Here is a 23,701-nt window from a genome sequence, read left to right as displayed (position 1 = left end):
CCCGGCTCATCGACCGTCCGATGGGTAGCGTGAGGCGCATGCCCATCAAGTTCGAGAACGTCGGCATCACCGTCCGCGATCTCGACGCGACGATCGCGTTCTTCACCGACCTCGGCCTCACGGTCGCCGCCCGCGCCACGGTCAGCGGTGAGTGGGCCGACACCGCGGTCGGCCTCGACGGCAACCACGCGCACATCGCGATACTCCAGACGCCCGACGGCCAGGGGCGGCTGGAGTTGTTCGAGTACATCCATCCCGACGCGATCGAGCCGGAACCCGTGCGCCCCAACGAGATCGGCATGCACCGCGTCGCGTTCTCGGTCGACGACATCGACGAGGCCCTCGCGATCGCCGCGCGGCACGGCTGCCATCCGCTGCGCGGCGTGGCGACCTACGAGGACGTCTACAAGCTCACGTACCTCCGCGGTCCCAGCGGCATACTCGTGATGTTCGCCGAGGACCTGACGAAGAGCTGACGGCCGATCGGTGTGGCCGGGACCATCGCCGCTGTCTCGAACCCGACCCGCCTCCATACCAACCGGAGCCGTCGCCGTGCGAAACGTGATCGCCGACGTGCCGAACGCGACTTGCCGGACGTGATCGGGGCGTCCAACGACCGGACCGCGAGCCGATGAGGGCACTGCGGCCACCGGAACCCCAGGGGATCGGACATCCCGCCGCCAGCGCTCCGCCGATCACGGCACCACCCACGGCTCCCGCTCGAACGCGGCGTGCGCGACACGCACCAGCTCCTCGGACGCGTCGAACTCCACGTCCCCGATCCGGGGCACCGCGATCCCCGGCGTCCACGAATTCATCACCACCGCACCGCGGAAGCGCCCGAGATCGGCGGGCCGCACGGGCTCGGTGCGCTGTGGAATCCCGTCGAGCCTGCGCCGCACGATGCCCATCGTCGTGCCGGTGAGGATCTCGGCCTCGGGCCACACGACCTGCTCCCCGTCCCAGAAGGCGAGGTTCCAGATGGACGCTTCGCTCAGCCGCCCCTGCCGATCCATGAAGGCCGCGTCGTCGAAGCCCGCGGCGCGCGCCCGGCGCATGTAGTAGGTCTTCGCGCCCTCGCCGACGTGCTTGATCTCGGGCAGGAACCGCTCGTGCCCGACGATGTCCAATGCCAGCGGGCCGGCCGGGCCAGTCGCAGGGGATGCGGTTCTGATCAGGGTGCGCAGGGTGCGTTCGCCGGGCTCGTTGGTGAACTCGCCGTCGGCATCGAAGACGGTGAGGGTCAGCGACAGGTCGGCGGGCGCGTCGTGCAACGCGGCGCGCAGATCGTCGCGGAACCGCTCCGGTGACGGGCTCGCGCCGAAGAGCCGCCGCGACGCTGTGACCAGGCGCTCCAGGTGCAGGTCCAGCCCGCGCACGCGGCCGCCGCGCACCTGCATGGCGGTGAAGTGGGCGAAGCCGGCGAACGCGAGGGCGTCGATCGGTTCGCGGGCGGGCTGCCCGTCGAGCAGAGTGGGGAAGGTGGTGGTGGGCGCGGTCGTTGTGCTCATGGCGGCCAACGTAAACCTTGACGTCGGCGTGAAGGTCAAGCCCGCGCATCGGAAGGAACGAAAAATGCTGATCGGAGAGCTTTCCCGGCGCACAGGGGTGTCGCCGCGCGCGCTGCGGTACTACGAGGAGCAGGGTCTGCTGGACGTCACGCGCAAGGCCAACGGCTACCGCACCTACTCGCCGGACGCGGCGACCGTGGTGGTCCGGATCCGGCGGCTGCTCGACTCCGGCCTCAACTCCGACACCATCCGCAAGCTGCTGCCCTGCATCCACGGCGACGACCCGGGCGTGGAGCTGTGCGCGGAGGTGGATGACCTGTTGCGCAACGAGATTCGCGACATCCGCGCCGAGATCGAGGAACTGACCCGCCGCCACGACGCACTCACCCAGCTGCTCGAGAGTTCCGACGCTCCCTGAGACGGGTTCGCCCCCCGCCGCTCCACCTCACACTCCCACCCCCGTGGCCCCCTTCACACCCCCACGGTGCCCCAGCTCACAGCCCCGAGACCTGGTGAGAACGCCCCGCGCGGCGCTGTTACGCTGCTACCCGTAAGACATCCTTTAACGGACCGTCCCGTGAGGCGGGGAAGGAGGTCGGCATGGCTGTGCCCGGAGATCGGGCCGCCGAGTCCGGCGCTGCCGAGAAGACGCATTCTCAGCGGCACACACCCGAATGGGTGTCGGCGGGGCGGGAGCTGTTGTCGGCTTCCGATGTCGGACGCACCATCGCGCGCATCGCGCACCAGATCATCGAGAAGACCGCCCTGGACGCGGGTGAAGCCGGCGCGCCCCGCGTGGTGCTGATCGGGATCCCCACCCGGGGCACCACCCTGGCGGCGCGGCTCACCGACAAGATCGAGGAGTTCTCCGGCGTCCGCCCGGCGCTCGGCTCCCTCGACATCACGCTCTATCGCGACGATCTGCGCAGCAGGCCGCACCGCCCGCTGGAACGCACCTCGGTGCCCGACGGCGGGATCGAGGACGCGCTGGTGGTGCTCGTCGACGACGTGCTGTTCTCCGGTCGCACCGTGCGCTCCGCGCTGGACGGCCTGCGCGATCTGGGCCGCCCGCGCGCCGTGCAGCTGGCGGTGCTCATCGACCGCGGCCACCGCGAACTCCCCATCCGCGCCGACTACGTGGGCAAGAACGTGCCCACCTCGCGCTCGGAGGACATTTCCGTACTGCTCACCGAACACGACGGCCGCGACGGCGTGTACCTGCACCAGGAGGAGGCGTAGATGGGCCGGGCTCCGGTGACCCGCCCGAGGCGGGAGGCGCGCGCGTGAGGCATCTGCTGAGCGTCACCGATCTGGACCGCGCCGCCGCGACCGGTCTGCTGGACGAAGCCGAGCGCTTCGAGCAGGCGCTGCTCGGGCGCGAGGTGCACAAGCTGCCGACCCTGCGCGGCCGCACCGTGATGACCGTGTTCTACGAGAACTCCACCCGCACCCGGGTGTCCTTCGAGGTCGCGGGCAAGTGGATGAGCGCCGACGTGATCAACGTCAGCGCGAGCAGTTCGTCGGTCTCCAAGGGCGAATCGCTGCGCGACACCGCGCTGACCCTGCACGCCGCCGGCGCCGACGCGCTGATCGTGCGGCACCCGGCCTCGGGCGCGGCGCACCAGATCGCCCGCTGGATGGACGGGTGGGCGCGCGAGTCGGGCCGCCCCGGCCCGGCCGTGATCAACGCGGGCGACGGCACCCACCAGCACCCCACGCAGGCGCTGCTGGACGCCTTGACCCTGCGCCAGCGCCTCGGCGACATCGAGGGCAAGCGTGTGGTGATCGTCGGCGACATCCTGCACAGCCGGGTGGCGCGCTCGAACGTCTTCCTGCTGAACACGCTCGGCGCGGAAGTGGTGCTCGTCGCACCGCGCACGCTGCTGCCGATCGGCGTGGACAGCTGGCCCGCCCGCATCGCGCACTCGCTGGACGCCGAACTGCCCGGCGCCGACGCGGTGCTGATGCTGCGCGTGCAGGCCGAGCGGATGAACGGCGGGTTCTTCCCGTCGGCGCGTGAGTACGCGGTGAACTACGGACTGTCCGAGCGCAGGCTCGCGCTGCTCGACGAGCACGCGGTGGTCCTGCACCCCGGCCCGATGCTACGCGGGATGGAGATCGCCTACTCCGTGGCGGATTCGCCGAAGGCCGCGATCCTGCAACAGGTCACCAACGGCGTGCACCTGCGCATGGCGGTGCTGTTCCGGCTGCTGGTCGGCACGCAGGAGGCGGTCGCATGACAACGAACACGAACCGAAAGGCGGCGACGGCATGAGTGGGCTGTTGATCAAGGGGGCCTTGATCTACGGCGAGGGTGAACCGGTCGACGTGTTCGTCACCGACGGGGAGATCCGCCAGATCGGCACCGACCTGGGGATCGTGGACGCGGAGATCATCGAGGCGAACGGCCAGATCCTGCTGCCGGGCTTCGTGGACCTGCACACCCACCTGCGCGAGCCGGGCCGCGAGGACACCGAGACCATCGAAACCGGTTCCGCCGCGGCCGCTCTCGGCGGATACACCGCCGTGTTCGCGATGGCCAACACCAACCCCGTCGCCGATTCGGTGGTCGTCACCGACCACGTGTGGCGGCGCGGGCAGGAAGTCGGCCTGGTGGACGTGTTCCCGGTCGGCGCGGTCACGGTGGGGCTCGAGGGCAAGCAGCTCGCCGAGATGGGCACCATGGCCGCGGGCGCCGGGGCGGTGCGGATGTTCTCCGACGACGGGCATTGCGTCTACGACCCGCTGATCATGCGCCGCGCGCTGGAGTACGCCAACTCCCTCGGCGTGCTCATCGCGCAGCACGCGGAGGAGCCGCGACTCACCAAAGGCGCTGTCGCGCACGAGGGTCCGAACGCGGCCCGCCTGGGCTTGGCGGGGTGGCCGCGCGCGGCCGAGGAGTCGATCGTGGCCCGCGACGCGCTGCTGGCCCGCGACGCCAACGCCCGCGTGCACATCTGCCACGCCTCCACCGCGGGCACCGTGGAATTGGTGAAATGGGCCAAGTCCCAAGGCATCTCGATCACGGCCGAGGTCACGCCGCACCACCTGCTGCTCGATGACTCGCGCCTGGAGACCTACGACGCGGTCAACAAGGTCAACCCGCCGCTGCGCGAGGCCTCCGACGCGCAGGCGTTGCGGCGGGCGCTGGCCGAGGGTGTCATCGACTGCGTCGCCACCGACCACGCCCCGCACGCCGAACAGGACAAGTGCTGCGAGTTCTCCGCCGCGCGCCCCGGCATGCTGGGCCTGGAGACGGCGCTGTCGATCGTGGTGGAGACCATGGTGCGCCCCGGCCTGCTGGACTGGCGCGGCGTGGCGAAGGTGATGAGCGAGAACCCCGCGCGGATCGTCGGCCTCGACGATCACGGGCGCCCGCTCGAGGTGGGCGAGCCCGCCAACCTCACGCTGGTCGACCCGGACGCCACCTGGACGGTGCGCGCCACGGAGCTGGCCAGCATCTCGAACAACACCCCGTTCGAGGCCATGACGTTCCCGGCCAAGGTGACCGCGACGGTGTTGCGGGGCCGGGTGACCGCCCGCGAGGGCAGGGCGGTGGGCACGCGTGCCGAGGTGTAGTTGAGCGGGTGCACCGCTCGGCTGCCCCTGGTGCGGGTCCCGCAGGACACAGGAGGTCCGTAAGTGGAAAGAACGCTGTGGGTGATCGGGGCGCTCGCGCTGTTCGCGCTGGGTGTCTGGCTGATGTACCGGGGCTGGCGCAACCGCGCGGCGCGGCAGGCCGAGCGGATCGGGGAACTGCCCGCGGTGCCCGCCGAGCTGGGCGCCCAGGTGCTCGAGCCGACGACCGGGCTGTATCTCGGGAGCACGATCGCCCCGAGCTGGCAGGACCGGATCGCGGTCGGCGACCTCGGCTTCCGGGCCACGGCGGAACTCACGCGGTTCGAGCGGGGCATCCTGCTCGAGCGCAGCGGCGCCACGGTGATCTGGATTCCGCAGGAATCGATCACGGCCGTGCGGACCGAACGGGGCCACGCGGGCAAGGTGATGACGGAAGATGGTGTGCTGGTAATTCGCTGGAAGCTGCCGACCGGAACCGAGATCGATACCGGTTTCCGAGGTGACGACAAGACGGTGTACCCGGCGTGGGCCAGGACGATGACGGGAGATGAAACGAAATGAGCGAGGCGGCTGCGCTGGTGCTCGAAGACGGCCGGGTGTTCCGCGGCACGGCGTACGGCGCCGTCGGCGAAACGCTCGGTGAGGCGGTGTTCTGCACCGCGATGACCGGGTATCAGGAGACCCTGACCGATCCCAGCTACCACCGCCAGATCGTGGTGGCGGCGGCGCCGCAGATCGGCAACACCGGCTGGAACGACGAGGACGACGAGTCGGCCAAGATCTGGGTCGCCGGCTACGTGGTGCGCGACCCCGCGCGCCGCGCCTCCAACTGGCGCGCCACCACCACCCTGCCCGACGCGCTGGAGCGCCAGCACATCGTCGGCATCGCGGGCGTGGACACCCGCGCGCTGGTGCGCCACCTGCGCACCCGCGGGTCCATGAAGGCGGGCATCTTCTCCGGTGCGGCACTGGCCGACGCCGAGGAGTTGCTGGCCCGGGTCACCGGTCAGCCCTCGATGCTGGGCGCCGACCTGGCCGAACAGGTGAGCACCGATTCGCTCTACACCATCGAGCCCACGGGCGAGCACCGGTTCACCGTGGTCGCGGTGGATCTCGGCATCAAGACCAACACCCCGCGCATGTTCGCCGAGCGCGGCATGCGGGTGCACGTGGTGCCCTCCACCGTCACCCTGGACCAGGTTCTGGAGCTGAACCCCGACGGCGTGTTCCTCTCCAACGGCCCCGGCGACCCGGCCACCCAGAACGGCGCGGTCGCGCTCACCCAGGGCGTGCTGGAGAAGGGGCTGCCGCTGTTCGGCATCTGCTTCGGCAACCAGATCCTGGGCCGGGCGTTCGGGCGCTCCACCTACAAGATGAAGTTCGGCCACCGCGGCATCAACATCCCGGTCGTCGAACACGAGACCGGGCGCGTCGCGATCACCGCCCAGAACCACGGTTTCGCCCTGGAGGGTGAGGCGGGGGAGCAGTTCGACACCCCCTTCGGCAAGGCCGAGGTGAGCCACGTCTGCGCCAACGACGGCACCGTCGAGGGCGTGCGCCTGGTGAACGGCCGCGCGTTCTCCGTCCAGTACCACCCGGAGGCCGCCGCCGGACCCCACGACGCCGCGTACCTGTTCGACCGTTTCGCCGGTCTCATGGAAGGAGCCTGATGCCTCGCCGCGAGGATCTGAAGCACATCCTGGTGATCGGCTCGGGCCCGATCGTCATCGGCCAGGCGTGCGAATTCGACTATTCCGGCACCCAGGCGTGCCGGGTGCTGCGGTCCGAGGGCCTGCGCGTGTCGCTGGTCAACTCGAACCCGGCGACCATCATGACCGACCCCGAGTTCGCCGACTCCACCTACGTGGAGCCGATCACCCCGGAGTTCGTCGAGAAGGTCATCGCCAAGGAACGTCCCGACGCCATCCTGGCCACCCTCGGCGGGCAGACCGCGCTGAACACCGCGGTCGCCCTGCACGAGCGCGGCGTGCTGGAGAAGTACGACGTGGAGCTGATCGGCGCCGACTTCGATGCCATCCAGCGCGGTGAGGACCGGCAGAAGTTCAAGGACATCGTCGCCAAGGTCGGCGGCGAGAGCGCCCGCTCGCGGGTCTGCTTCACCATGGACGAGGTCCGCGACACGGTCGCCGAGCTCGGCTTCCCCGTGGTCGTGCGGCCGTCGTTCACGATGGGCGGCCTCGGCTCCGGCATGGCCTACAACGACGAGGATCTCGATCGCATCGCCGGCGGCGGCCTGGCCGCCTCGCCCACCGCGAACGTCCTCATCGAGGAGTCGATCCTCGGCTGGAAGGAATACGAGCTCGAGCTCATGCGCGACGGCCGCGACAACGTCGTGGTGGTCTGCTCGATCGAGAACGTGGACCCGATGGGCGTGCACACCGGCGACTCCATGACGGTCGCGCCCGCCATGACGCTCACCGACCGCGAGTACCAGAAGCTGCGCGATCTGGGCATCGCGATCCTGCGCGAGGTCGGCGTCGACACCGGCGGCTGCAATATCCAGTTCGCGGTGAACCCGCGCGACGGTCGCCTGATCGTCATCGAGATGAACCCGCGCGTGTCGCGGTCCTCGGCGCTGGCGTCGAAGGCCACCGGTTTCCCGATCGCCAAGATCGCGGCCAAGCTGGCCATCGGCTACACCCTCGACGAGATCGTCAACGACATCACCAAGGAGACGCCGGCCTGTTTCGAGCCGACGCTCGACTACGTCGTGGTCAAGGCTCCGCGCTTCGCGTTCGAGAAGTTCCCCGGCGCCGACCCCACGCTGACCACCACCATGAAGTCGGTGGGCGAGGCGATGTCGCTGGGCCGCAACTTCTCCGAGGCCCTCGGCAAGGTGCTGCGTTCGCTGGAGACCAAGTCGACCGGTTTCTGGACCACCGAGGACGGGCCCTGGGCGCCGGTCGACGGTGATGTGCGCGGCGCGATCGAGCGCATCCTCGAGGACCTGCGCACCCCCACCGAGGGACGCATCTACCAGGTGGAACGGGCGCTGCGCTTCGGCGCGAGCATCGAGGAGGTGGCCGAGGCCTCCGGCGTCGATCCGTGGTTCGTGGCCGAGGTCGCCGGACTGGTCGAGCTGCGCCGGGAGATCTTGGACGCGCCCGTGCTGGACGAGCCGCTGCTGCGCCGCGCCAAGCACTACGGCCTGTCCGACCGTCAGCTCGCCGCGCTGCGGCCCGAGCTGGCCGGCGAGTCGGGGGTGCGCGCGCTGCGCCACCGGCTCGGCATCCGCCCGGTGTTCAAGACCGTCGACACCTGCGCCGCCGAATTCGAGGCCAAGACGCCCTACCACTACTCGGCCTACGAGCTGGACCCGGCCGCCGAGTCGGAGGTGGCGCCGCAGCGCGAGCGCGCGAAGGTGATCATCCTCGGCTCCGGCCCGAACCGCATCGGCCAGGGCATCGAGTTCGACTACTCGTGCGTGCACGCGGCGCAGACGCTGTCGCAGGCCGGGTACGAGACGGTGATGGTCAACTGCAACCCGGAAACCGTCTCCACCGACTACGACACCGCCGACCGCCTCTACTTCGAGCCGCTCACCTTCGAGGACGTGCTCGAGGTGTATCACGCCGAAACCGAGTCGGGCACCGTCGCGGGCGTCATCGTGCAGCTGGGCGGGCAGACGCCGCTGGGCCTGGCCAAGCGGCTCACCGACGCGGGCGTGCCCGTCGTCGGCACCAGCGCCGCCGCCATCGACCTGGCCGAGGACCGCGGCGAATTCGGCGATGTGCTGGTGGCCGCGGGGCTGCCCGCGCCGAAGTACGGCACCGCCACCACCGTCGAGCAGGCCAAGAAGATCGCGGCGGGCATCGGCTACCCGGTGCTGGTGCGCCCGTCCTACGTGCTCGGCGGGCGCGGCATGGAGATCGTCTACGACGAGAAGTCCCTGGAGGGCTACATCTCCCGCGCCACCGAACTCAACCCCGAGCACCCGGTGCTGGTGGACCGGTTCCTGGAGGACGCGATCGAGATCGACGTCGACGCGCTGTGCGACGGCGAAGAGGTCTACCTCGGCGGCGTGATGGAACACATCGAGGAGGCCGGTATCCACTCCGGCGACTCGGCCTGCGCGCTGCCCCCGATCACGCTGGGCCGCAGCGATATCGAGGCCGTGCGGCGCTCCACCATCGCGCTGGCCAAGGGCATCGGCGTCAAGGGCCTGCTCAACGTGCAGTACGCGCTCAAGGACGACGTGCTCTACGTGCTCGAGGCCAATCCCCGTGCGAGCCGGACGGTTCCGTTCGTGTCCAAGGCCACGGCGGTGCCGCTGGCGAAGGCCTGCGCGCGGGTCATGCTGGGCGCCACCATCGCCGAGCTGCGCAAGGAGGGCATGCTCCCGGCCGAGGGCGACGGCGGGCACGTGCCGCTGGACGCGCCGGTCGCGGTGAAAGAGGCCGTGCTGCCCTTCCACCGGTTCCGTCGCGCCGACGGCAGCGGTGTGGATTCGCTGCTCTCGCCGGAGATGAAGTCCACCGGCGAGGTGATGGGCATCGACGCCGATTTCGGCACCGCGTTCGCCAAGAGCCAGTCCGCGGCCTACGGTTCGCTGCCCACCGAGGGCACCGTGTTCGTCTCGATCGCCAACCGCGACAAGCGCGCCATGGTGTTCCCGGTCAAGCGCCTGCACGACCTGGGCTTCCGCATCCTGGCCACCGAGGGCACCGCGGAGATGTTGCGCCGCAACGGCATTCCGTGCGAGCGGGTGCGCAAGCACTCCGAGGACGGTCCCGCCGACGAGCCCACCATCGTGGAGCAGATCCGCGACGGCGAGGTCGACATGGTGTTCAACACCCCGTACGGCAATTCGGGCCCGCGCGTGGACGGCTACGAGATCCGCACCGCCGCGGTGGGTGTGAACATCCCGTGCATCACCACGGTGCAGGGCGCGGCCGCGGCCGTGCAGGGCATCGAGGCCAGCATCAACGGCGGCATCGGCGTGCGCTCTTTGCAGGAACTGCACTCCTCCCTCCGCGGATGAAGACGTTCGGGGCGCGGCTGCGGCACGCGATGCACCATTTCGGGCCGGTGTGCGTGGGCATCGATCCGCATCCGGGCCTGCTGGAGGCGTGGGGCCTGCCGCGCGACGCCGAGGGCGTCGAGCAGTTCGCCGAGATCTGCGTGGAGGCCTTCGACGGCACCGTGGCGCTGGTGAAGCCGCAGGTCGCGTTCTTCGAGACCTACGGGTCGGCCGGAATCGCGGTGCTGGAGCGCACCATCGAGGTGCTGCGCGCCTCGGGCACGCTGGTGCTGGCCGACGCCAAACGCGGCGACATCGGCTCCACGATGGACGCGTACGCGCACAGCTGGCTCGGTGACGGCCCGCTGGGCTCGGACGCGGTGACGGTGTCGCCGTACCTCGGATTCGGTTCGCTCGCACCGGCTCTGGAGCTGGCGCACGCCAACCACCGCGGCGTGTTCGTGCTCGCGGCCACCTCGAATCCCGAAGGGGCGCAGGTGCAGCGGGCCGCGACCGCCGACGGGCGCACCGTCGCGCAGGCGATGGTGGACGAGGCCGCGGCGCACAACGTGGGCGCGCACCTCGGGTCGGTGGGTGTGGTGATCGGCGCCACCCTCACCGAGGGCCCCGACCTCGCCGCGCTGAACGGGCCGATCCTGCTGCCCGGCGTCGGCGCGCAGGGCGGGGGACCGGCGTCGGTGCGCGCGCTGCTGCCCGAGTCCGCGTACCACGCGGCCGTGCCGAACGTCTCGCGCGAGGTGCTGGCCGAGGGGCCGTCGGTCTCCGCGCTGCGCGCCAAGGTGAGCGCACTCCAGGAGGATTTCGCCTTCCTGCGTCACTGAAACGATTCGCGATCGTCCCTCTGCACGCGACCGCTCGAGGTTCGCCCGCCGTGGCGGTGCCCGAAGCCACCGGTGGACGCGGTCCTGCCGCCCGTGCGCGCGACCGACGCATCCGAACATGGGTTCGGGTGCGCGCGCCCGCAGACGGGCGTACAGCGGCTCCGCGCGCCCGACGACGCGCGCGTGCCGACCACACCGCCAGCCCCCGGCGCACCCGCGCCGGGGGCTCGTCGTCGTGCCGGGGAACGGGCACAGATGTTCGATCCGACACGCGGGCAGATGCCGCGACACGCGGGAAATTTCCAGAAAGTTCCTGGTCGGACGCTCGCGGGGTTGCCAGGCGATCGCGAGCCGCCACCGCAACTATCCGGCTAACGCCGATTCGGCCGGAAAACCCGCTGGTAGCAGCGCGTTTACCGAATTCGGCGGTACCATCACCGGCAGGGGCGCCGCGCGCCGCGCATCCGGGCGCGCCCGCCCTTACGGCATCGGCGAATCATGCGCTGACCTGGGGGGTGGGTTCGCAATCGGCGGGCGTCGTGGGTACGGTCGCTGAGACCACCGGGTTTACCGGCGGTGATTGATGCAATGAACGATGAGACGGAGGAACCGTGGCCCTTCCCCAGCTGACTGACGAGCAGCGCGCCGCTGCTTTGGAGAAGGCGGCTGCCGCTCGCCGCGCTCGGGCGGAGCTCAAGGAGCGCTTGAAGCGTGGCGGCACCGACCTGAAGAGCGTCCTCGCCGATGCCGAGACCGATGAGATCCTCGGCAAGATGAAGGTTTCGGCGCTGCTGGAGGCCCTGCCCAAGGTCGGCAAGGTCAAGGCGGCCGAGATCATGAGCGAGCTGGAGATCGCCCCCACCCGCCGCCTGCGCGGACTCGGCGATCGGCAGCGCAAGGCGCTGCTGGCCCGGTTCGACTTCGACGCCTGACGACGAGGGTGGTCGAACACACGCGGAAGGGTCGGCTGGTAGTACTGGTCGGCCCCTCGGCCGTGGGCAAGTCCACGGTCGTTCGATGTGTGCGGGAACGCCTGCCGGAACTGGTCTTCAGCGTGTCGGCGACCACCAGGGCCCCCCGGCCCGGCGAGGTCGACGGCCGCGACTACCGGTTCGTCACCCGTGAGCAGTTCGACGCCATGATCGCGGCGGACGAACTGCTCGAATGGGCCGACATCCACGGCGGCCTGCAGCGTTCGGGCACCCCCGCCGCACCGGTGCGTGCGGCGATGGCCGCGGGCAAGCCCGTGCTGGTCGAGGTCGACCTCGAGGGCGCGCGGTCCGTGCGCCGGGCCATCCCGGAGGCCCTCCTGGTCTTCCTGGCCCCGCCCAGCTGGGATGAGCTGGTCACCCGGCTCCGGTCCCGCGGCACCGAATCCCCCGAGGTCATCGAGCGCAGGCTCGCGACCGCGCGGGTCGAATTGGCGGCCTGTGACGAGTTCGACATCGTCATCGTGAACGACGAGGTGACCAGCGCCTGCGAGCAGTTGGTATCGTTGTTCGTTAGCACAAATTCGAGGTAGCCGCCGTATCGTGGAGGCCCGGCCCGCAGGCCGGGGCTCCGCTCGCGCCGCGGCGGCCCCGATCCGCCGATCCTTCCACGACAACCCGCAGGAGCCTCACCAGTGAGCGACACCCAGACCGCGCCCGCGTACGACACCCCGATCGGCCTCACCAACCCGCCGATCGACGAGCTGCTCGAGCGCACGTCGTCCAAGTACGCGCTGGTCATCTACGCGGCCAAGCGGGCGCGCCAGATCAACGACTACTACAACCAGCTCGGCGACGGCATCCTCGAGTACGTCGGCCCGCTGGTCGAGCCGGGTCTGCAGGAGAAGCCGCTGTCGGTGGCCATGCGCGAGATCCACTCCGATCTGCTCGAGCACTCCGAAGGCGAATAACGCCGCACGGCGTGCCCGTCGCGTGAAGCCGCACCCCAGAACTCCCCCCGTGCGCGGGGACCAGCCCCACACGGAGGCGCAGTGACCACTCGCATCGTCGTCGGCGTGGGCGGCGGGATCGCCGCCTACAAGGCCTGCGCTCTCGTGCGGCGTTTCACCGAGACCGGGCACCACGTCCGGGTCATCCCGACGGCCTCGGCGCTGGAGTTCGTCGGCAAGGCCACCTTCGAGGCGCTGTCCGGCAATCCCGTGCACACCGACGTCTTCACCGATGTGCCGGAGGTGCCGCACGTGCGGCTGGGGCAGGAAGCCGATCTGGTGGTCATCGCCCCGGCCACCGCCGACCTGATGGCCCGCGCCGCGCAGGGCCGCGCCGACGACCTGCTCACCGCCACCCTGCTGACGGCGCGATGTCCCGTACTGTTCGCGCCCGCGATGCACACCGAGATGTGGGAGCACCCCGCCACCGTCGCGAACGTCGAGACGCTGCGCGCGCACGGCGCGACCGTCATGGAACCCGCGCACGGCCGCCTCACCGGCACCGACACCGGCCCCGGCCGGCTGCCCGAGCCCGAGGAGATCTTCGGTCTGGCCTCGCTGCTGCTCGAACGCGCCGACGCCATCCCGCGCGATCTCGAGGGCCGCCGCCTGGTGATCACGGCGGGCGGCACGCGGGAACCGCTGGATCCGGTGCGCTTCCTCGGCAATCGCAGCTCCGGCAAGCAGGGGTACGCGCTGGCCAGGGTCGCCGCCCAGCGCGGCGCGCAGGTCACGCTGATCGCGGGCAACACCATCGAGATGGCCGCGCCCGCCGCCGTCGACCTGGTGCACATCACCACCGCCGAACAGCTCGAGACCGCCGTCGAGAAGCACGCCGTCGGCGCCGACGCGGTGATCATGGCCGCGGCCGTCGCCGATTTCCGGCCCTCCACCATGGCCGCCACCAAGATCAAGAAGGGCGCCGGTGAGCCCGACTCCATCGCGCTCACCAAGAACCCCGACATCCTGGCCGGGTTGGTGCAGGCGCGACGCGACGGGCAGCTCACCGGCACCGCGATCGTCGGTTTCGCCGCCGAGACCGGGGACGAGCACGGCGACGTGCTCACCCACGCCCGCGCCAAACTGGCCCGCAAGGGCTGCGATCTGCTGGTCGTGAACGCGGTCGGCGAGGGCAAGGCGTTCGAGGTGGACACCAACGACGGCTGGCTGCTCGGCGCCGACGGCACCGAACAGGCCCTCGACCACGGGTCGAAGGCCCTGCTGGCCAGCCGGGTGCTCGACGCGCTCGGCCCGCTGCTGCGCGACCGGTAGCGTGCCCGCCCGGTGAATTGCGTTGCGACGCCGGATCATCGGCGCGTCCGACACGATGCGCCGAACCGCGCCACCGCGGCCATCCGCCGGGATAGGCTGGGCGGCGGGGAGCAGCGGCCGCGCCGCGTCCAGCGTTTGGAATAGTCTGAGATGAAGGGTTGCGCGACCGCGACATGGCGTTACTGTCGCTGTGGCCATCCGATACGAGAAACCCGTTGAGGGAGAGGGAACAACTGTGCGCACGACTGGCAGCCGCCTATTCACCAGTGAGTCCGTGACCGAGGGTCATCCGGACAAGATCTGTGACGCCATCAGCGATTCCATCCTCGACGCGTTGCTGACGGAGGACCCGCGCAGCCGGGTCGCGGTGGAGACCCTGGTCACCACCGGACAGGTGCACGTCGCCGGTGAGGTGACCACCTCCGCCTACGCCGACATCCCGCGCATCGTCCGCGAGAAGGTGCTCGAGATCGGATACGACTCGTCCGCAAAGGGTTTCGACGGCAACTCCTGCGGTGTGAACATCGCGATCGGCGCCCAGTCGCCCGATATCGCCCAGGGCGTGGACACCTCGCACGAGGCGCGCGTCGGCGGCGAGGACGACGAGATCGCCAAGCAGGGCGCGGGCGACCAGGGCCTGATGTTCGGCTACGCCACCACCGACACCCCCGAGCTCATGCCGCTGCCGATCGCGCTGGCGCACCGCCTCTCGCGCCGCCTCACCGAGGTGCGCAAGACCGGCGTGCTGCCCTACCTGCGCCCGGACGGCAAGACCCAGGTCACCATCGAATACGAGGGCGACCGCCCGGTGCGGCTGGACACGGTGGTCGTCTCCACCCAGCACGCCGCCGATATCGACCTGGACAACCTGCTGGCCCCCGACATCCGCGAGAAGGTCGTGGAGGCCGTGGTCGGCGAGCTGAACCTGCCCACGCTGGACACCTCCGACATCCGCCTGCTGGTCAACCCCACCGGCAAGTTCGTGCTCGGCGGCCCGATGGGCGACGCGGGCCTCACCGGCCGCAAGATCATCGTCGACACCTACGGCGGCATGGCCCGCCACGGCGGCGGCGCCTTCTCCGGCAAGGACCCGTCGAAGGTGGACCGCTCCGCCGCCTACGCCATGCGCTGGGTCGCCAAGAACGTGGTCGCGGCCGGCCTGTCGGACCGCGTCGAGGTGCAGGTCGCCTACGCCATCGGCAAGGCGGCCCCGGTCGGCCTGTTCGTGGAGACCTTCGGCACCGAGAAGGTGGACCCGGCCCGCATCTCCTCGGCCATCACCGAGGTGTTCGACCTGCGTCCCGGCGCGATCATCCGCGACCTGGACCTGTTGCGTCCCATCTACGCGCCGACCGCCGCGTACGGCCACTTCGGCCGCACCGACATCGACCTGCCGTGGGAGCGCACCGACCGCGCCGAGAAGTTGCGCGCGGCCGCCGGACTGTAGTCCGGCCGGGGCGGGAGTGAGCCGACCCGGGGCGGATACTCCCGCCACCGCCACGGAAGATGGGTCCGTGGCCTCTAGCGAGACGACGACAGGGGAGCGCCCGGTAGCCCGGGTGCTCCCCTTGTTGACGCCGGCCCACCTCGACCGCGACTTCGACTACCTCGTGCCCCCGGCGTTGGACGAGATCGCCCAGCCCGGTGTGCGCGTGCGCGTGCGGTTCTCGGGGCGGTTGGTCGACGGGTACCTGCTGGCGCGGCTCGAACGCAGCGACCACAGCGGGAAACTGGCCGAACTGGATCGGGTGGTGTCGGCCGAACGGGTGCTCACCCCCGAGGTGCTGGATCTCGTCACGGCCGTGGCCGCCCGGTACGCGGGCACCCGCGCTGATGTTCTTCGCCTGGCGATCCCACCCCGTCACGCGCGGACGGAGAACGGGGGGAAGAAGGGTGGTGAAACATCCACGGCGGCAGGGGGTTCCGATTCCGCTGCTGGGGATGGTGATCCAGCGGTTCTCGCGGACAACCGTGTCGAACGGGTCGAGCCCCTCGGCGTGGATGTGACCGGTGGCGGGTCGTTCGACGCATCTGGTGGCCAGGTGCCGGAGTTCGAGTCCGCGACGCCCGGCGGGGGTGAGTCCAGTGGAGGCGCGATCGAGGCGGAGACCGGTACGCCGCCCTCTGGCAGCCGAACGGCCCCGGCCGGTTCCCCGAGTTCGACCGGTCGGGACCAGGCAGTGGCGGTGGGCGACCCCGAATCTGCGGACGGAGGCATCGGCCGCGGTGCGAGTGACGGCCAGGTGGACGCGTCGCGTCGGAGTGATCAGGCCGCCGGGGACGAGACCGAGTCCGGGGGAAGCGAGGCCGAAGCGAGCGAGCCGCGCCGGTCGGCGTCCGGCTCGGCCGATGACGTAAACGACGAGGGCGCAGGCGATTCCAGCTCGGGAGGGGAGGCCGGGTCCTCGGGTGAGACCGATCTCCCATTCGATCCGGCGCCCTGGGAGCGATACGTGCACGGGAGTGCGTTCCTCTCGGCCTTGCGGCAGGGGAAGGGGGTGCGGGCGGCGTGGCAGGCATTGCCCGGGGAGGATTGGGCGCGGCGGTTGGCGGAGCTGGCGGCGACGGTGGTCGCGGCCGGGCGCAGCGCGATCCTGATGGTGCCCGATCAGCGCGATCTCGACCGCGTGCTGGCGGAATGCACTCGGCTGGTGGGGGATTCGGCCGTCGGTCTGGCCGCCGGGTTGGGGCCCGCCGCCCGGTACCGGCGCTGGCTCGCGGTGCTGCGGGGGACGGCGCGGGTGGTGGTCGGCACCCGCAGCGCGGTGTTCGCGCCCGCCCACGATCTGGGCCTGCTCGTCCTCTGGGACGACGGCGACGACACCTACGCCGAACCCCGCGCCCCCTACCCGCACGCGCGGGAGGTCGCCATGCTGCGCGCCCACGAGACCGGCGCCGCGTTCGTGGCGGCCGGATTCGCCCGCACCGCCGAGATCCAGGCGGTGGTCGACTCGGGCTGGGCGCACGACCTCGTCGCCGACCGTGCGGTGCTGCGCGCGGCGGCCCCCCGCATCAGCGCGCCCGGCGACAGCGACCACGCGCTGGCGCGCGATCCGGTCGCGCGGGCGGTGCGCATCCCGGGCGTCGCCTTCGAAGCGGCTCGTGCGGCGCTGAAAGAGGGCGCGTCCGTGCTGGTTCAGGTGCCGCGTCGCGGTTACGTCCCAGCGCTGGCCTGCGCGAAATGCCGCACGCCCGCGCGCTGCCGCCGCTGCAACGGGCCGCTGGCACTACCCGTCGAACGCCCCGGCGACAACGAGGCGCACAGCCCGAGCTGCCGGTGGTGCGGCATCACCGAACCCGCGTTCCGGTGCGCGACGTGCGGGTCCCGCGCGCTGCGCGCCGTCGTGATCGGCGCGGCGCGCACCGCCGAGGAACTGGGCCGCGCGTTTCCCGGCGTGCCGATCCGCGGGTCCGGTGGGGGAGGGGTCCTCGATTCGGTGGAGCCCGGCCCGCAGGTGGTGGTGGCGACCGTCGGGGCGGAACCGATCGTGCGCGGCGGCTACGGCGTGGCGCTGCTGCTGGACGGGTGGGCGCTGCTCGGCCGCGCCGACCTGCGCGCGAGCGAGGACGCGCTGCGCCGCTGGATGGCCGCCGCCGCCCTGGTCCGCGCGCACGGCCGCGTCATCGTGATGGCCGAACCGTCCTTGCCGACGGTGCAGGCGCTGGTCCGCTGGGATCCGATCGGCCACGCCCGCGCCGAAGTGGAGGCGCGCGCCGAAGTCGGCTTCCCGCCCGCGGTCCGCATGGCCGCCGTCGACGGGGCCTCCGACGCGATCACCGAATTGCTGGCCGCCGCAAAGCTTCCCGATACCGCCCAAGTGCTCGGCCCGGTCCCACTTCCCCCGGGCGCCCGCAAACCGTTCGCCGGCGATTCACCCGCCGAGGTCGAACGCATGATCCTGCGCGTCCCCCGCCGCGACGGCCTAGCCCTCGCCCGCTCCCTCACCGCCGCGCAAGCCGTGCGCAGCACCCACCGCACCGACGCCCCCCTCCGCGTCCAGATCGACCCGGTCGACATCGGCTGAGCGGGAAACGACCCGCGCCACGGCAGCCGCAGCGGGCGCGACCGCCGCAGCCGCCGCGGATGCGAGCGGGCCGACAGCCGGCGACGACCGATCGGCTCGCTGTGCTTGCGCAGCCAGCCGGGCATGGGCGGACCACTGGCCTGCTGCACCAGGCCGACATCGCCCGACGTCCGACAGCCTTCCTGCCCCAGCGGGTGCTCGACTTCCCACCCGATAGCGGCTCGCTGCCGACGGTCGCCCAGTTCACGTCGGCGGCGGGGGAATCCGGAACGCCGGCGCTACCGACGAGGCTGCTTCGGTACCGCACTCGGTGGTTCGAATCCGGACGAATCCCATTGCGCGGGTACCGATATCGGGTCATGGCATGCCAGCACAGCACCGGCCGGCCCTCAGCCGAAGGCGGCGATGTGCGCGTGCGCCCACTCCTCGAAGGGCCGCGCGGCCCGTCCGAGGACGTTCGCGATGTCCGGGCTGACCCGGCGTTCGTCCTCGGTCGGCGCCCCGAGGATGTCGAGGGTGGTCTCGGCGACGGGTTCCGGCATGACCGCGAGCAACTGCGCTTTCGCCTCCGCGCGCGTCTGCTCCACGAAGCGGATCGGTTCGCCGAGAGCGGCGGCCAGCGCCGAGTGGGAACGGCTCGCCGACGCCGCGGTCCGCGTTTCTACGAGCGGGGCGTGGAGAAGACCTCGATCGCCGACATCGCCAAGGTGGCCGACGTGCCCGTCGGCAACGTCTACTACTAGTTCAAGACCAAGGATCAGCTGATCGAGGCCGCGATCGGCGTGCACGCGCGCGGGCTGGGCGAACTCCTCGCCTCGCTCGACGCGCTGCCGACGCCCCGCGAACGGTTGATCGCGCTCGTCGAGGGCTGGGTGGGGGAGCGCGAGATGGCGGCCCGCCACGGCTGCCCGTTCGGTTCGCTCACCGCCGAACTGCACAAGCGCGACGACCCCCTCGACGGCCGCGCGGCCGAGGTGATGGGGGTGCTGATCGACTGGGCGCAGCGGCAGTTCGCCGTGCCCGGCCGCGCCGACGCGCGCGAACTCGCGGTCGCGCTCATCGCGGCCTATCAGGGAATCGCCATGCTCACCAACACTTTTCGCGATCCGGAACTGATGGTCGCGGAGGGGCGCCGACTGGTCGGGTGGATCGAGGCGATGTAGCGAACCGGCAGCGGGCGCGTCCGGGCATCGAACGATGCGCGGATGCGCCCTTCGTGTTTCCGGGGCGGGAATGTGACGAGGACTGCTTGCGTTGGATGCATTGTCGATATATCGTCGATAACAACTAAGAACATCCAAGCCCGAGGAGGCTCATCATGGAGAACAAGGAACACAGGCATCGCGAGTTCGCGCGGCGCGGCGGCCGCTGGGGTGGTTTCGACCCCGAGCACGGTCCCGTGCGGGGCCAGGAACACCGCCGCGGCGGGCGGCACGGATTCGGCCCGGAGTTCGGGCCGGGGTTCGGCCCCGGTTTCGGTCCGGGATTCGGCGGACCGCCCTTCGGCCGCGGCCGTGGCCGCGGCGGCCGCGGCAGGCGCGGTGACGTGCGCGCCGCCGTCCTGCTGCTACTCACCGAACGCCCGATGCACGGCTACGAACTCATCCAGCAGATCCGCGAGCGCAGCGACGACATCTGGCGCCCCAGCCCCGGCTCGATCTACCCGGCGCTCGCGCAGCTCGAGGACGAGGGACTGGTGCTCATCGAGAAGGTCGCCGGCCGCAAGACGGCGAAGCTCACCGACACGGGCACCGCCTACGTCGAGGAACACCGCGAAGAACTCGGTGACCCGTGGGCCCAGGTCAAGGAGGACGTCGGCACGCAGGCCATCGACCTGCGCGAACTGGCCGGCCAGCTGATGGGCGCCGTCGCCCAGGTGGCCGCGGTCGGCACCCCCGAGCAGGCGGCCAAGGCGGCCGAGGTGCTCACCGACGCGCGGCGCGCGCTGTACCGGATCCTCGCCGAGGACGACTCCGCCACCCAAAAGTAACCATCACGAAACCCTCCGGGGGAGTGCGCATTTGAGCCATCTCAGGCCATGATTGTGAGATGGAACAGCCATCTGGTGCGTGGGGTTGGGGAATTTCACGAATGCTGCGGCTCGTCGCGGCATTCGCGCTGGTCGCGGGAGTCGTGGTCGGTTCGCTCGCCGGCGGTGGGGGTCCCGCCGGCGCGGAGCCCGCAGAGGTCGCCGAAGCGGAGCCGATCCGTCCGCCCGCCGTGCCGACCCACACGGCGCCGCCGCAGCCCGACCATCTCGCCGCCGCACAGTATCTGAAGACCCACCGCGACGCGGCCCCGGTGGGCACCAACGATTTCGGCTGCCGCCCGAGCGCGGCGCACCCCCGGCCCGTCGTGCTCGCGCACGGCACCGATTCGACCGCCTACTCCGACTGGTCGGCGATCGGCCCGCAACTCGCGGCGGCCGGGTTCTGCGTCTTCGCGCTCAACTACGGCGGCGCGCCCGGCGCCGACACCTACGGCACCGAGGACCTGCGCGACAGCGCCCGCCAGATCGGCTGGTTCGTCGATCGAGTGCTGGCCGAGACCGGCGCAGAACAGGTGGACCTCGTCGGATTCTCGCAGGGCGCGAACGTGACCCGGCTCTACGTCAACAAGATGGGCGGCGCCCCGAAGGTGGGCACCTGGGTCGGCCTGGCCTCGCCCAGCTACGGCGGGGTCATGTACGGGCTGGTGCCCGTCGCGCAGGCGATCCCGGGCGCGCTCGAGGTCTTCGCCCGCGTCACCTCGCTCGCGGCGGTGCAGCAGGCGCAGGGGTCGCCGATCATGACCGAGCTCAACGCGGGCGGCGACACCGTGCCCGGCGTGCGCTACGTGACGATCGGCAGTCGGGTGGACGAGATGATCCAGCCGTTCGCCAATATTCCGTTGCGCGGGCCGGGCGCGGAGAACCTCACCGTGCAGGACCTGTGCCCCGGAAACCTGACCGGCCACTTCCACATGGTGTACGACCCGTTCGTGCAGCAACTGCTGCGGCAGGTGCTCGATCCCGAGCACGCGCCCGCGCCGGTGTGCGCGGCGGTGCCGCTCGGGACCGGTATTCCGCAGGTGATCATCGCGGGCAATTCCTGAGGGGTCGCGCGCGGTGCGGGGGTGACCGGGGTCGCTCACTAGAATGAGTCGACCGTGATTCCGTTCGCCCCCGGGGAGCCGCCGTGACCATTCAGCCAGTTCGCCTGTTCGGCGATCCGATTCTGCGCGCCCGCGCCGCGGAGGTCACCGAATTCGATCGTGAGCTGCGCCAGCTGGTCGCCGACCTCGTCGACACCATGCACGACGACGGCGGGGTCGGGATGGCCGCCCCGCAGATCGGTGTGGGGTTGCGGGTGTTCGTCTACGACACCGGTGACGCGGCCGGGCACCTGGTGAACCCGGTCTACACCGTGGTGGGCGACGAGGAACAGGTCGGGACCGAGGGGTGCCTGTCCATCCCCGGCGTGCACTACGACACGCGCCGGGCGCTGCGGGTGCGCGCCTCGGGCGTCGACATGCACGGCGCGCCCGTGGAATTCGCGGCCGAAGGGCTGCTCGCGCGCTGCGTGCAGCACGAGACCGACCACCTCGACGGGGTGCTGTTCATCGACCGGCTCGACCCGGCGTCGCGCAAGGAGGCGATGCGCACCATCCGCACCTCGGACTGGTTCACCGCGGGCATCACGGTGCGCGAATCGCGCGGCTCGGGCCAGCCGGGGCCGTTCGGGCGGAGCCGCTGATGCGCCTCGCCTTCGCGGGTACGCCCGAACCGGCCGTGCCGTCGCTGCGCGCGCTGATCGAGTCGGCGCGCCACGAGGTGGTCGCGGTCGTCACCCGTCCCGACGCCGTCGCGGGGCGCGGGCGCAAGGTGAGCCGGTCGCCGGTGGCACTGCTCGCCGACGAGCACGGCATCCCGGTGCTCACGCCGCGCAAACCGTCCGAACCCGAATTCCTCGCGCAGCTGGCCGATTTCGCGCCGGACTGCTGTCCTGTCGTCGCCTACGGCGCGCTGCTGCCGCGCGCGGCGCTCGACGTGCCGCGCCACGGGTGGGTCAACCTGCACTTCTCGCTGCTGCCCGCCTGGCGCGGTGCGGCGCCGGTGCAGGCGGCGATCGACGCGGGGGACGAGATCACGGGCGCGTCCACGTTTCTCATCGAGGAAGGGCTCGATACCGGGCCGGTGTTCGGGGTGGTCACCGAGCGGATATCGGTCGCCGACACCGCGGGTGAACTGCTGGCGCGGCTCGCCGAAACCGGTGCGCGCCTGCTGGCGTCGACCATGGACGGCATCGAAGACGGTGTGCTGCAAGCGGTTCCGCAGCCCACCGACGGTGTCTCCTACGCGCACAAGGTGACCGCCGAGGACGCGCACATCCGCTGGGATCAGCCCGCGCTCGCCATCAGCAGGCGCGTGCGCGCCGTCACCCCCGCGCCCGGCGCGTGGACCGAGGTCGACGGCACCCGCCTCAAGATCGGGCCGGTGGAGATGGTCGAGGAATCGCTGCCCGAACGCGCCATCGAGGTGCGCAAGACCGGCGTGTACGTCGGTACCGCGACCACCGCGGTGCGCCTGAATCAGGTGCAGCCGCAGGGGAAGCGGATGATGGCCGCGCTCGATTGGGCCCGCGGCGCCCGGCTCGCGCCGGGCGCGGTGGTCGGATGAGTGCGGGATGCTGTCGTGGCGCCGGACGCTCCGTCCGGCGTTCCTGGTCGCGACCGGGTGCGTCGCGGCGAAGTGCGGTGGGGGTTGTGAGCGTTGCGTCGACGGTGCGCCGAGGGGCGCGCGGACGCCGAATGGTTGGTGAGGTGCGGGTATGAGCGAGCGGGACGTCGACGGCGGATGGGCCAAGCGGGCCGCTCGCGAGAGCGAATCGCGGAAGGATCGGGGCAAGCCGGGTGGGAAATCCGGCGGGGAAGATGCTGGGGCACAACGGAAGAAGCCGCAGGGTGAGCGGTGGGGGTCGCGCGGGAGTCGCGACTCCGATGCGGGGCGGTTCGGTGGGCGTGGTGCGCAGCGAACCGGTGGACAAGGGGACGCACGGTCGGCCGGGTGGTCGAGTGGGCGTGGTGAGGCGCGGTTCGGTGGGCGCGATGCCGGGCGTTCGAGTGGACGCGATGACGCCTGGTCCGGTGGGCGTGGCGCGGGACAGGCCGGCGGACGTGGCGGCGAACGGCCTGGTGGGCGTGATGCCGGGTGGTCAGGCGGTCGTGGTGACGAGCGGCCGGGTGGGGGCGGCAGCGGGGGTAGCCGCGAAACGTGGCGCGCGGGCGGCCGTAACGCGGAGCAGTCCGGTGGCCGTGGCGATCAGCCGGGCGCGCGTGGTGACGAGCGGTTCGGCGGTCGTGACGAGGGACGATCCGGCGGTCGGGACGACGCACGGTCGAGCGGACGTGGTGCGGCACGGTCCGGTGGGCGTGACGCGGGACGGTCCGGCTGGGAGTCGGATTCGCGCCGATCGGGCGACTCCCGTTCCCCGAGTGGGGGATTCGGAGACGGCCGGCCCGGTCGGCGGGAAGGTGGCCGGTCGAGGAGTGGAACCGATTCTCGCGGGGGGAAG

23 protein-coding genes are annotated in these 23,701 nt (G+C 71.2%); 21 read left to right on the top strand and 2 right to left on the bottom strand.

Annotated elements, in window-relative coordinates; genetic code table 11:
• Window positions 1-38 precede the first annotated feature (38 nt).
• Window positions 39-476 (top strand): VOC family protein, encoded by a 438-nt coding sequence (locus DFR74_RS01125; RefSeq protein WP_067509639.1) that lies wholly within the window; start codon window positions 39-41, stop codon window positions 474-476.
• Between the two features lie 219 nt (window positions 477-695).
• On the opposite strand, the gene DFR74_RS01120 is transcribed toward DFR74_RS01125, so the two are convergent.
• Entirely contained in the window at window positions 696-1,511 is an 816-nt protein-coding gene (locus DFR74_RS01120; RefSeq protein ID WP_067509637.1) for an aminotransferase class IV family protein, read from the bottom strand.
• Window positions 1,512-1,575: 64 nt separating this feature from the next.
• On the opposite strand from DFR74_RS01120, the gene DFR74_RS01115 reads away from it, so the two are divergent.
• The 14 genes from DFR74_RS01115 to DFR74_RS36875 all read left to right on the top strand — a co-directional run bounded on the left by DFR74_RS01115 (window position 1,576) and on the right by DFR74_RS36875 (window position 18,149).
• Window positions 1,576-1,929, top strand: coding sequence for a MerR family transcriptional regulator (locus DFR74_RS01115; protein ID WP_067509634.1), 354 nt, complete (start codon window positions 1,576-1,578; stop codon window positions 1,927-1,929).
• A 182-nt stretch (window positions 1,930-2,111) separates the two neighbouring features.
• Entirely contained in the window at window positions 2,112-2,750 is a 639-nt protein-coding gene (gene pyrR / locus DFR74_RS01110; RefSeq protein ID WP_228788480.1) for a bifunctional pyr operon transcriptional regulator/uracil phosphoribosyltransferase PyrR, read from the top strand.
• 44 nt (window positions 2,751-2,794) lie between these two features.
• On the top strand, window positions 2,795-3,751 hold the full coding sequence (locus DFR74_RS01105) for an aspartate carbamoyltransferase catalytic subunit (RefSeq protein ID WP_067509632.1): 957 nt from the start codon (window positions 2,795-2,797) through the stop codon (window positions 3,749-3,751).
• Window positions 3,752-3,782: 31 nt separating this feature from the next.
• Window positions 3,783-5,090, top strand: a complete 1,308-nt coding sequence (locus DFR74_RS01100) for a dihydroorotase (protein WP_067509630.1) — start codon at window positions 3,783-3,785, stop codon at window positions 5,088-5,090.
• 63 nt (window positions 5,091-5,153) lie between these two features.
• Window positions 5,154-5,651: a PH-like domain-containing protein gene (locus DFR74_RS01095; protein WP_067509628.1), complete on the top strand. Its 498-nt coding sequence runs from the start codon at window positions 5,154-5,156 to the stop codon at window positions 5,649-5,651.
• Complete coding sequence (carA, locus tag DFR74_RS01090) at window positions 5,648-6,760, top strand: glutamine-hydrolyzing carbamoyl-phosphate synthase small subunit (protein ID WP_067509626.1); 1,113 nt, start codon at window positions 5,648-5,650, stop codon at window positions 6,758-6,760. The genes DFR74_RS01095 and carA overlap by 4 nt, the downstream gene beginning before the upstream one ends.
• Entirely contained in the window at window positions 6,760-10,092 is a 3,333-nt protein-coding gene (carB, locus tag DFR74_RS01085) for a carbamoyl-phosphate synthase large subunit (RefSeq protein ID WP_067509624.1), read from the top strand. Before carA ends, carB begins: the two co-directional genes overlap by 1 nt.
• Complete coding sequence (gene pyrF, locus DFR74_RS01080; RefSeq protein ID WP_067509622.1) at window positions 10,089-10,913, top strand: orotidine-5'-phosphate decarboxylase; 825 nt, start codon at window positions 10,089-10,091, stop codon at window positions 10,911-10,913. The genes carB and pyrF overlap by 4 nt, the downstream gene beginning before the upstream one ends.
• A 611-nt stretch (window positions 10,914-11,524) precedes the next feature.
• On the top strand, window positions 11,525-11,845 hold the full coding sequence (gene mihF / locus DFR74_RS01075) for an integration host factor, actinobacterial type (RefSeq protein WP_011210150.1): 321 nt from the start codon (window positions 11,525-11,527) through the stop codon (window positions 11,843-11,845).
• Window positions 11,846-11,853: 8 nt separating this feature from the next.
• On the top strand, window positions 11,854-12,435 hold the full coding sequence (gene gmk, locus DFR74_RS01070) for a guanylate kinase (protein WP_067509620.1): 582 nt from the start codon (window positions 11,854-11,856) through the stop codon (window positions 12,433-12,435).
• 102 nt (window positions 12,436-12,537) lie between these two features.
• Window positions 12,538-12,813: a DNA-directed RNA polymerase subunit omega gene (gene rpoZ, locus DFR74_RS01065; RefSeq protein ID WP_067509618.1), complete on the top strand. Its 276-nt coding sequence runs from the start codon at window positions 12,538-12,540 to the stop codon at window positions 12,811-12,813.
• Between the two features lie 81 nt (window positions 12,814-12,894).
• On the top strand, window positions 12,895-14,124 hold the full coding sequence (coaBC, locus tag DFR74_RS01060; protein WP_067509616.1) for a bifunctional phosphopantothenoylcysteine decarboxylase/phosphopantothenate--cysteine ligase CoaBC: 1,230 nt from the start codon (window positions 12,895-12,897) through the stop codon (window positions 14,122-14,124).
• A 235-nt stretch (window positions 14,125-14,359) separates the two neighbouring features.
• Window positions 14,360-15,571, top strand: coding sequence for a methionine adenosyltransferase (gene metK, locus DFR74_RS01055; RefSeq protein WP_067509613.1), 1,212 nt, complete (start codon window positions 14,360-14,362; stop codon window positions 15,569-15,571).
• Window positions 15,572-15,638: 67 nt separating this feature from the next.
• Complete coding sequence (locus DFR74_RS36875) at window positions 15,639-18,149, top strand: primosomal protein N' (RefSeq protein ID WP_232331760.1); 2,511 nt, start codon at window positions 15,639-15,641, stop codon at window positions 18,147-18,149.
• Between the two features lie 389 nt (window positions 18,150-18,538).
• On the opposite strand, the gene DFR74_RS01040 is transcribed toward DFR74_RS36875, so the two are convergent.
• A complete protein-coding gene (locus tag DFR74_RS01040) occupies window positions 18,539-18,736 on the bottom strand; it encodes a hypothetical protein (protein WP_067509611.1) in 198 nt (65 codons plus the stop codon).
• Window positions 18,737-18,775: 39 nt separating this feature from the next.
• Between DFR74_RS01040 and DFR74_RS36870 the strand changes: the two genes are divergently transcribed.
• The 6 genes from DFR74_RS36870 to fmt all read left to right on the top strand — a co-directional run bounded on the left by DFR74_RS36870 (window position 18,776) and on the right by fmt (window position 22,806).
• Complete coding sequence (locus tag DFR74_RS36870; RefSeq protein ID WP_228788479.1) at window positions 18,776-18,892, top strand: TetR family transcriptional regulator; 117 nt, start codon at window positions 18,776-18,778, stop codon at window positions 18,890-18,892.
• A gap of 39 nt (window positions 18,893-18,931) precedes the next feature.
• Complete coding sequence (locus DFR74_RS01035; protein ID WP_084537700.1) at window positions 18,932-19,312, top strand: TetR family transcriptional regulator C-terminal domain-containing protein; 381 nt, start codon at window positions 18,932-18,934, stop codon at window positions 19,310-19,312.
• A gap of 155 nt (window positions 19,313-19,467) precedes the next feature.
• Entirely contained in the window at window positions 19,468-20,139 is a 672-nt protein-coding gene (locus DFR74_RS01030; protein ID WP_067509609.1) for a PadR family transcriptional regulator, read from the top strand.
• A gap of 104 nt (window positions 20,140-20,243) precedes the next feature.
• Complete coding sequence (locus DFR74_RS01025) at window positions 20,244-21,242, top strand: esterase/lipase family protein (protein ID WP_067509685.1); 999 nt, start codon at window positions 20,244-20,246, stop codon at window positions 21,240-21,242.
• Between the two features lie 83 nt (window positions 21,243-21,325).
• Complete coding sequence (gene def, locus DFR74_RS01020) at window positions 21,326-21,883, top strand: peptide deformylase (RefSeq protein WP_067509607.1); 558 nt, start codon at window positions 21,326-21,328, stop codon at window positions 21,881-21,883.
• Window positions 21,883-22,806, top strand: coding sequence for a methionyl-tRNA formyltransferase (fmt, locus tag DFR74_RS01015; RefSeq protein ID WP_067509605.1), 924 nt, complete (start codon window positions 21,883-21,885; stop codon window positions 22,804-22,806). Before def ends, fmt begins: the two co-directional genes overlap by 1 nt.
• Window positions 22,807-23,701 lie beyond the last annotated feature (895 nt).

Origin of the sequence: Nocardia puris (genome assembly GCF_003315035.1) — a bacterium.
Classification (GTDB): domain Bacteria; phylum Actinomycetota; class Actinomycetes; order Mycobacteriales; family Mycobacteriaceae; genus Nocardia; species Nocardia puris.
Note: the sequence above shows the minus strand (reverse complement) of the source record. Positions and strands in the feature narration are given on the sequence as shown.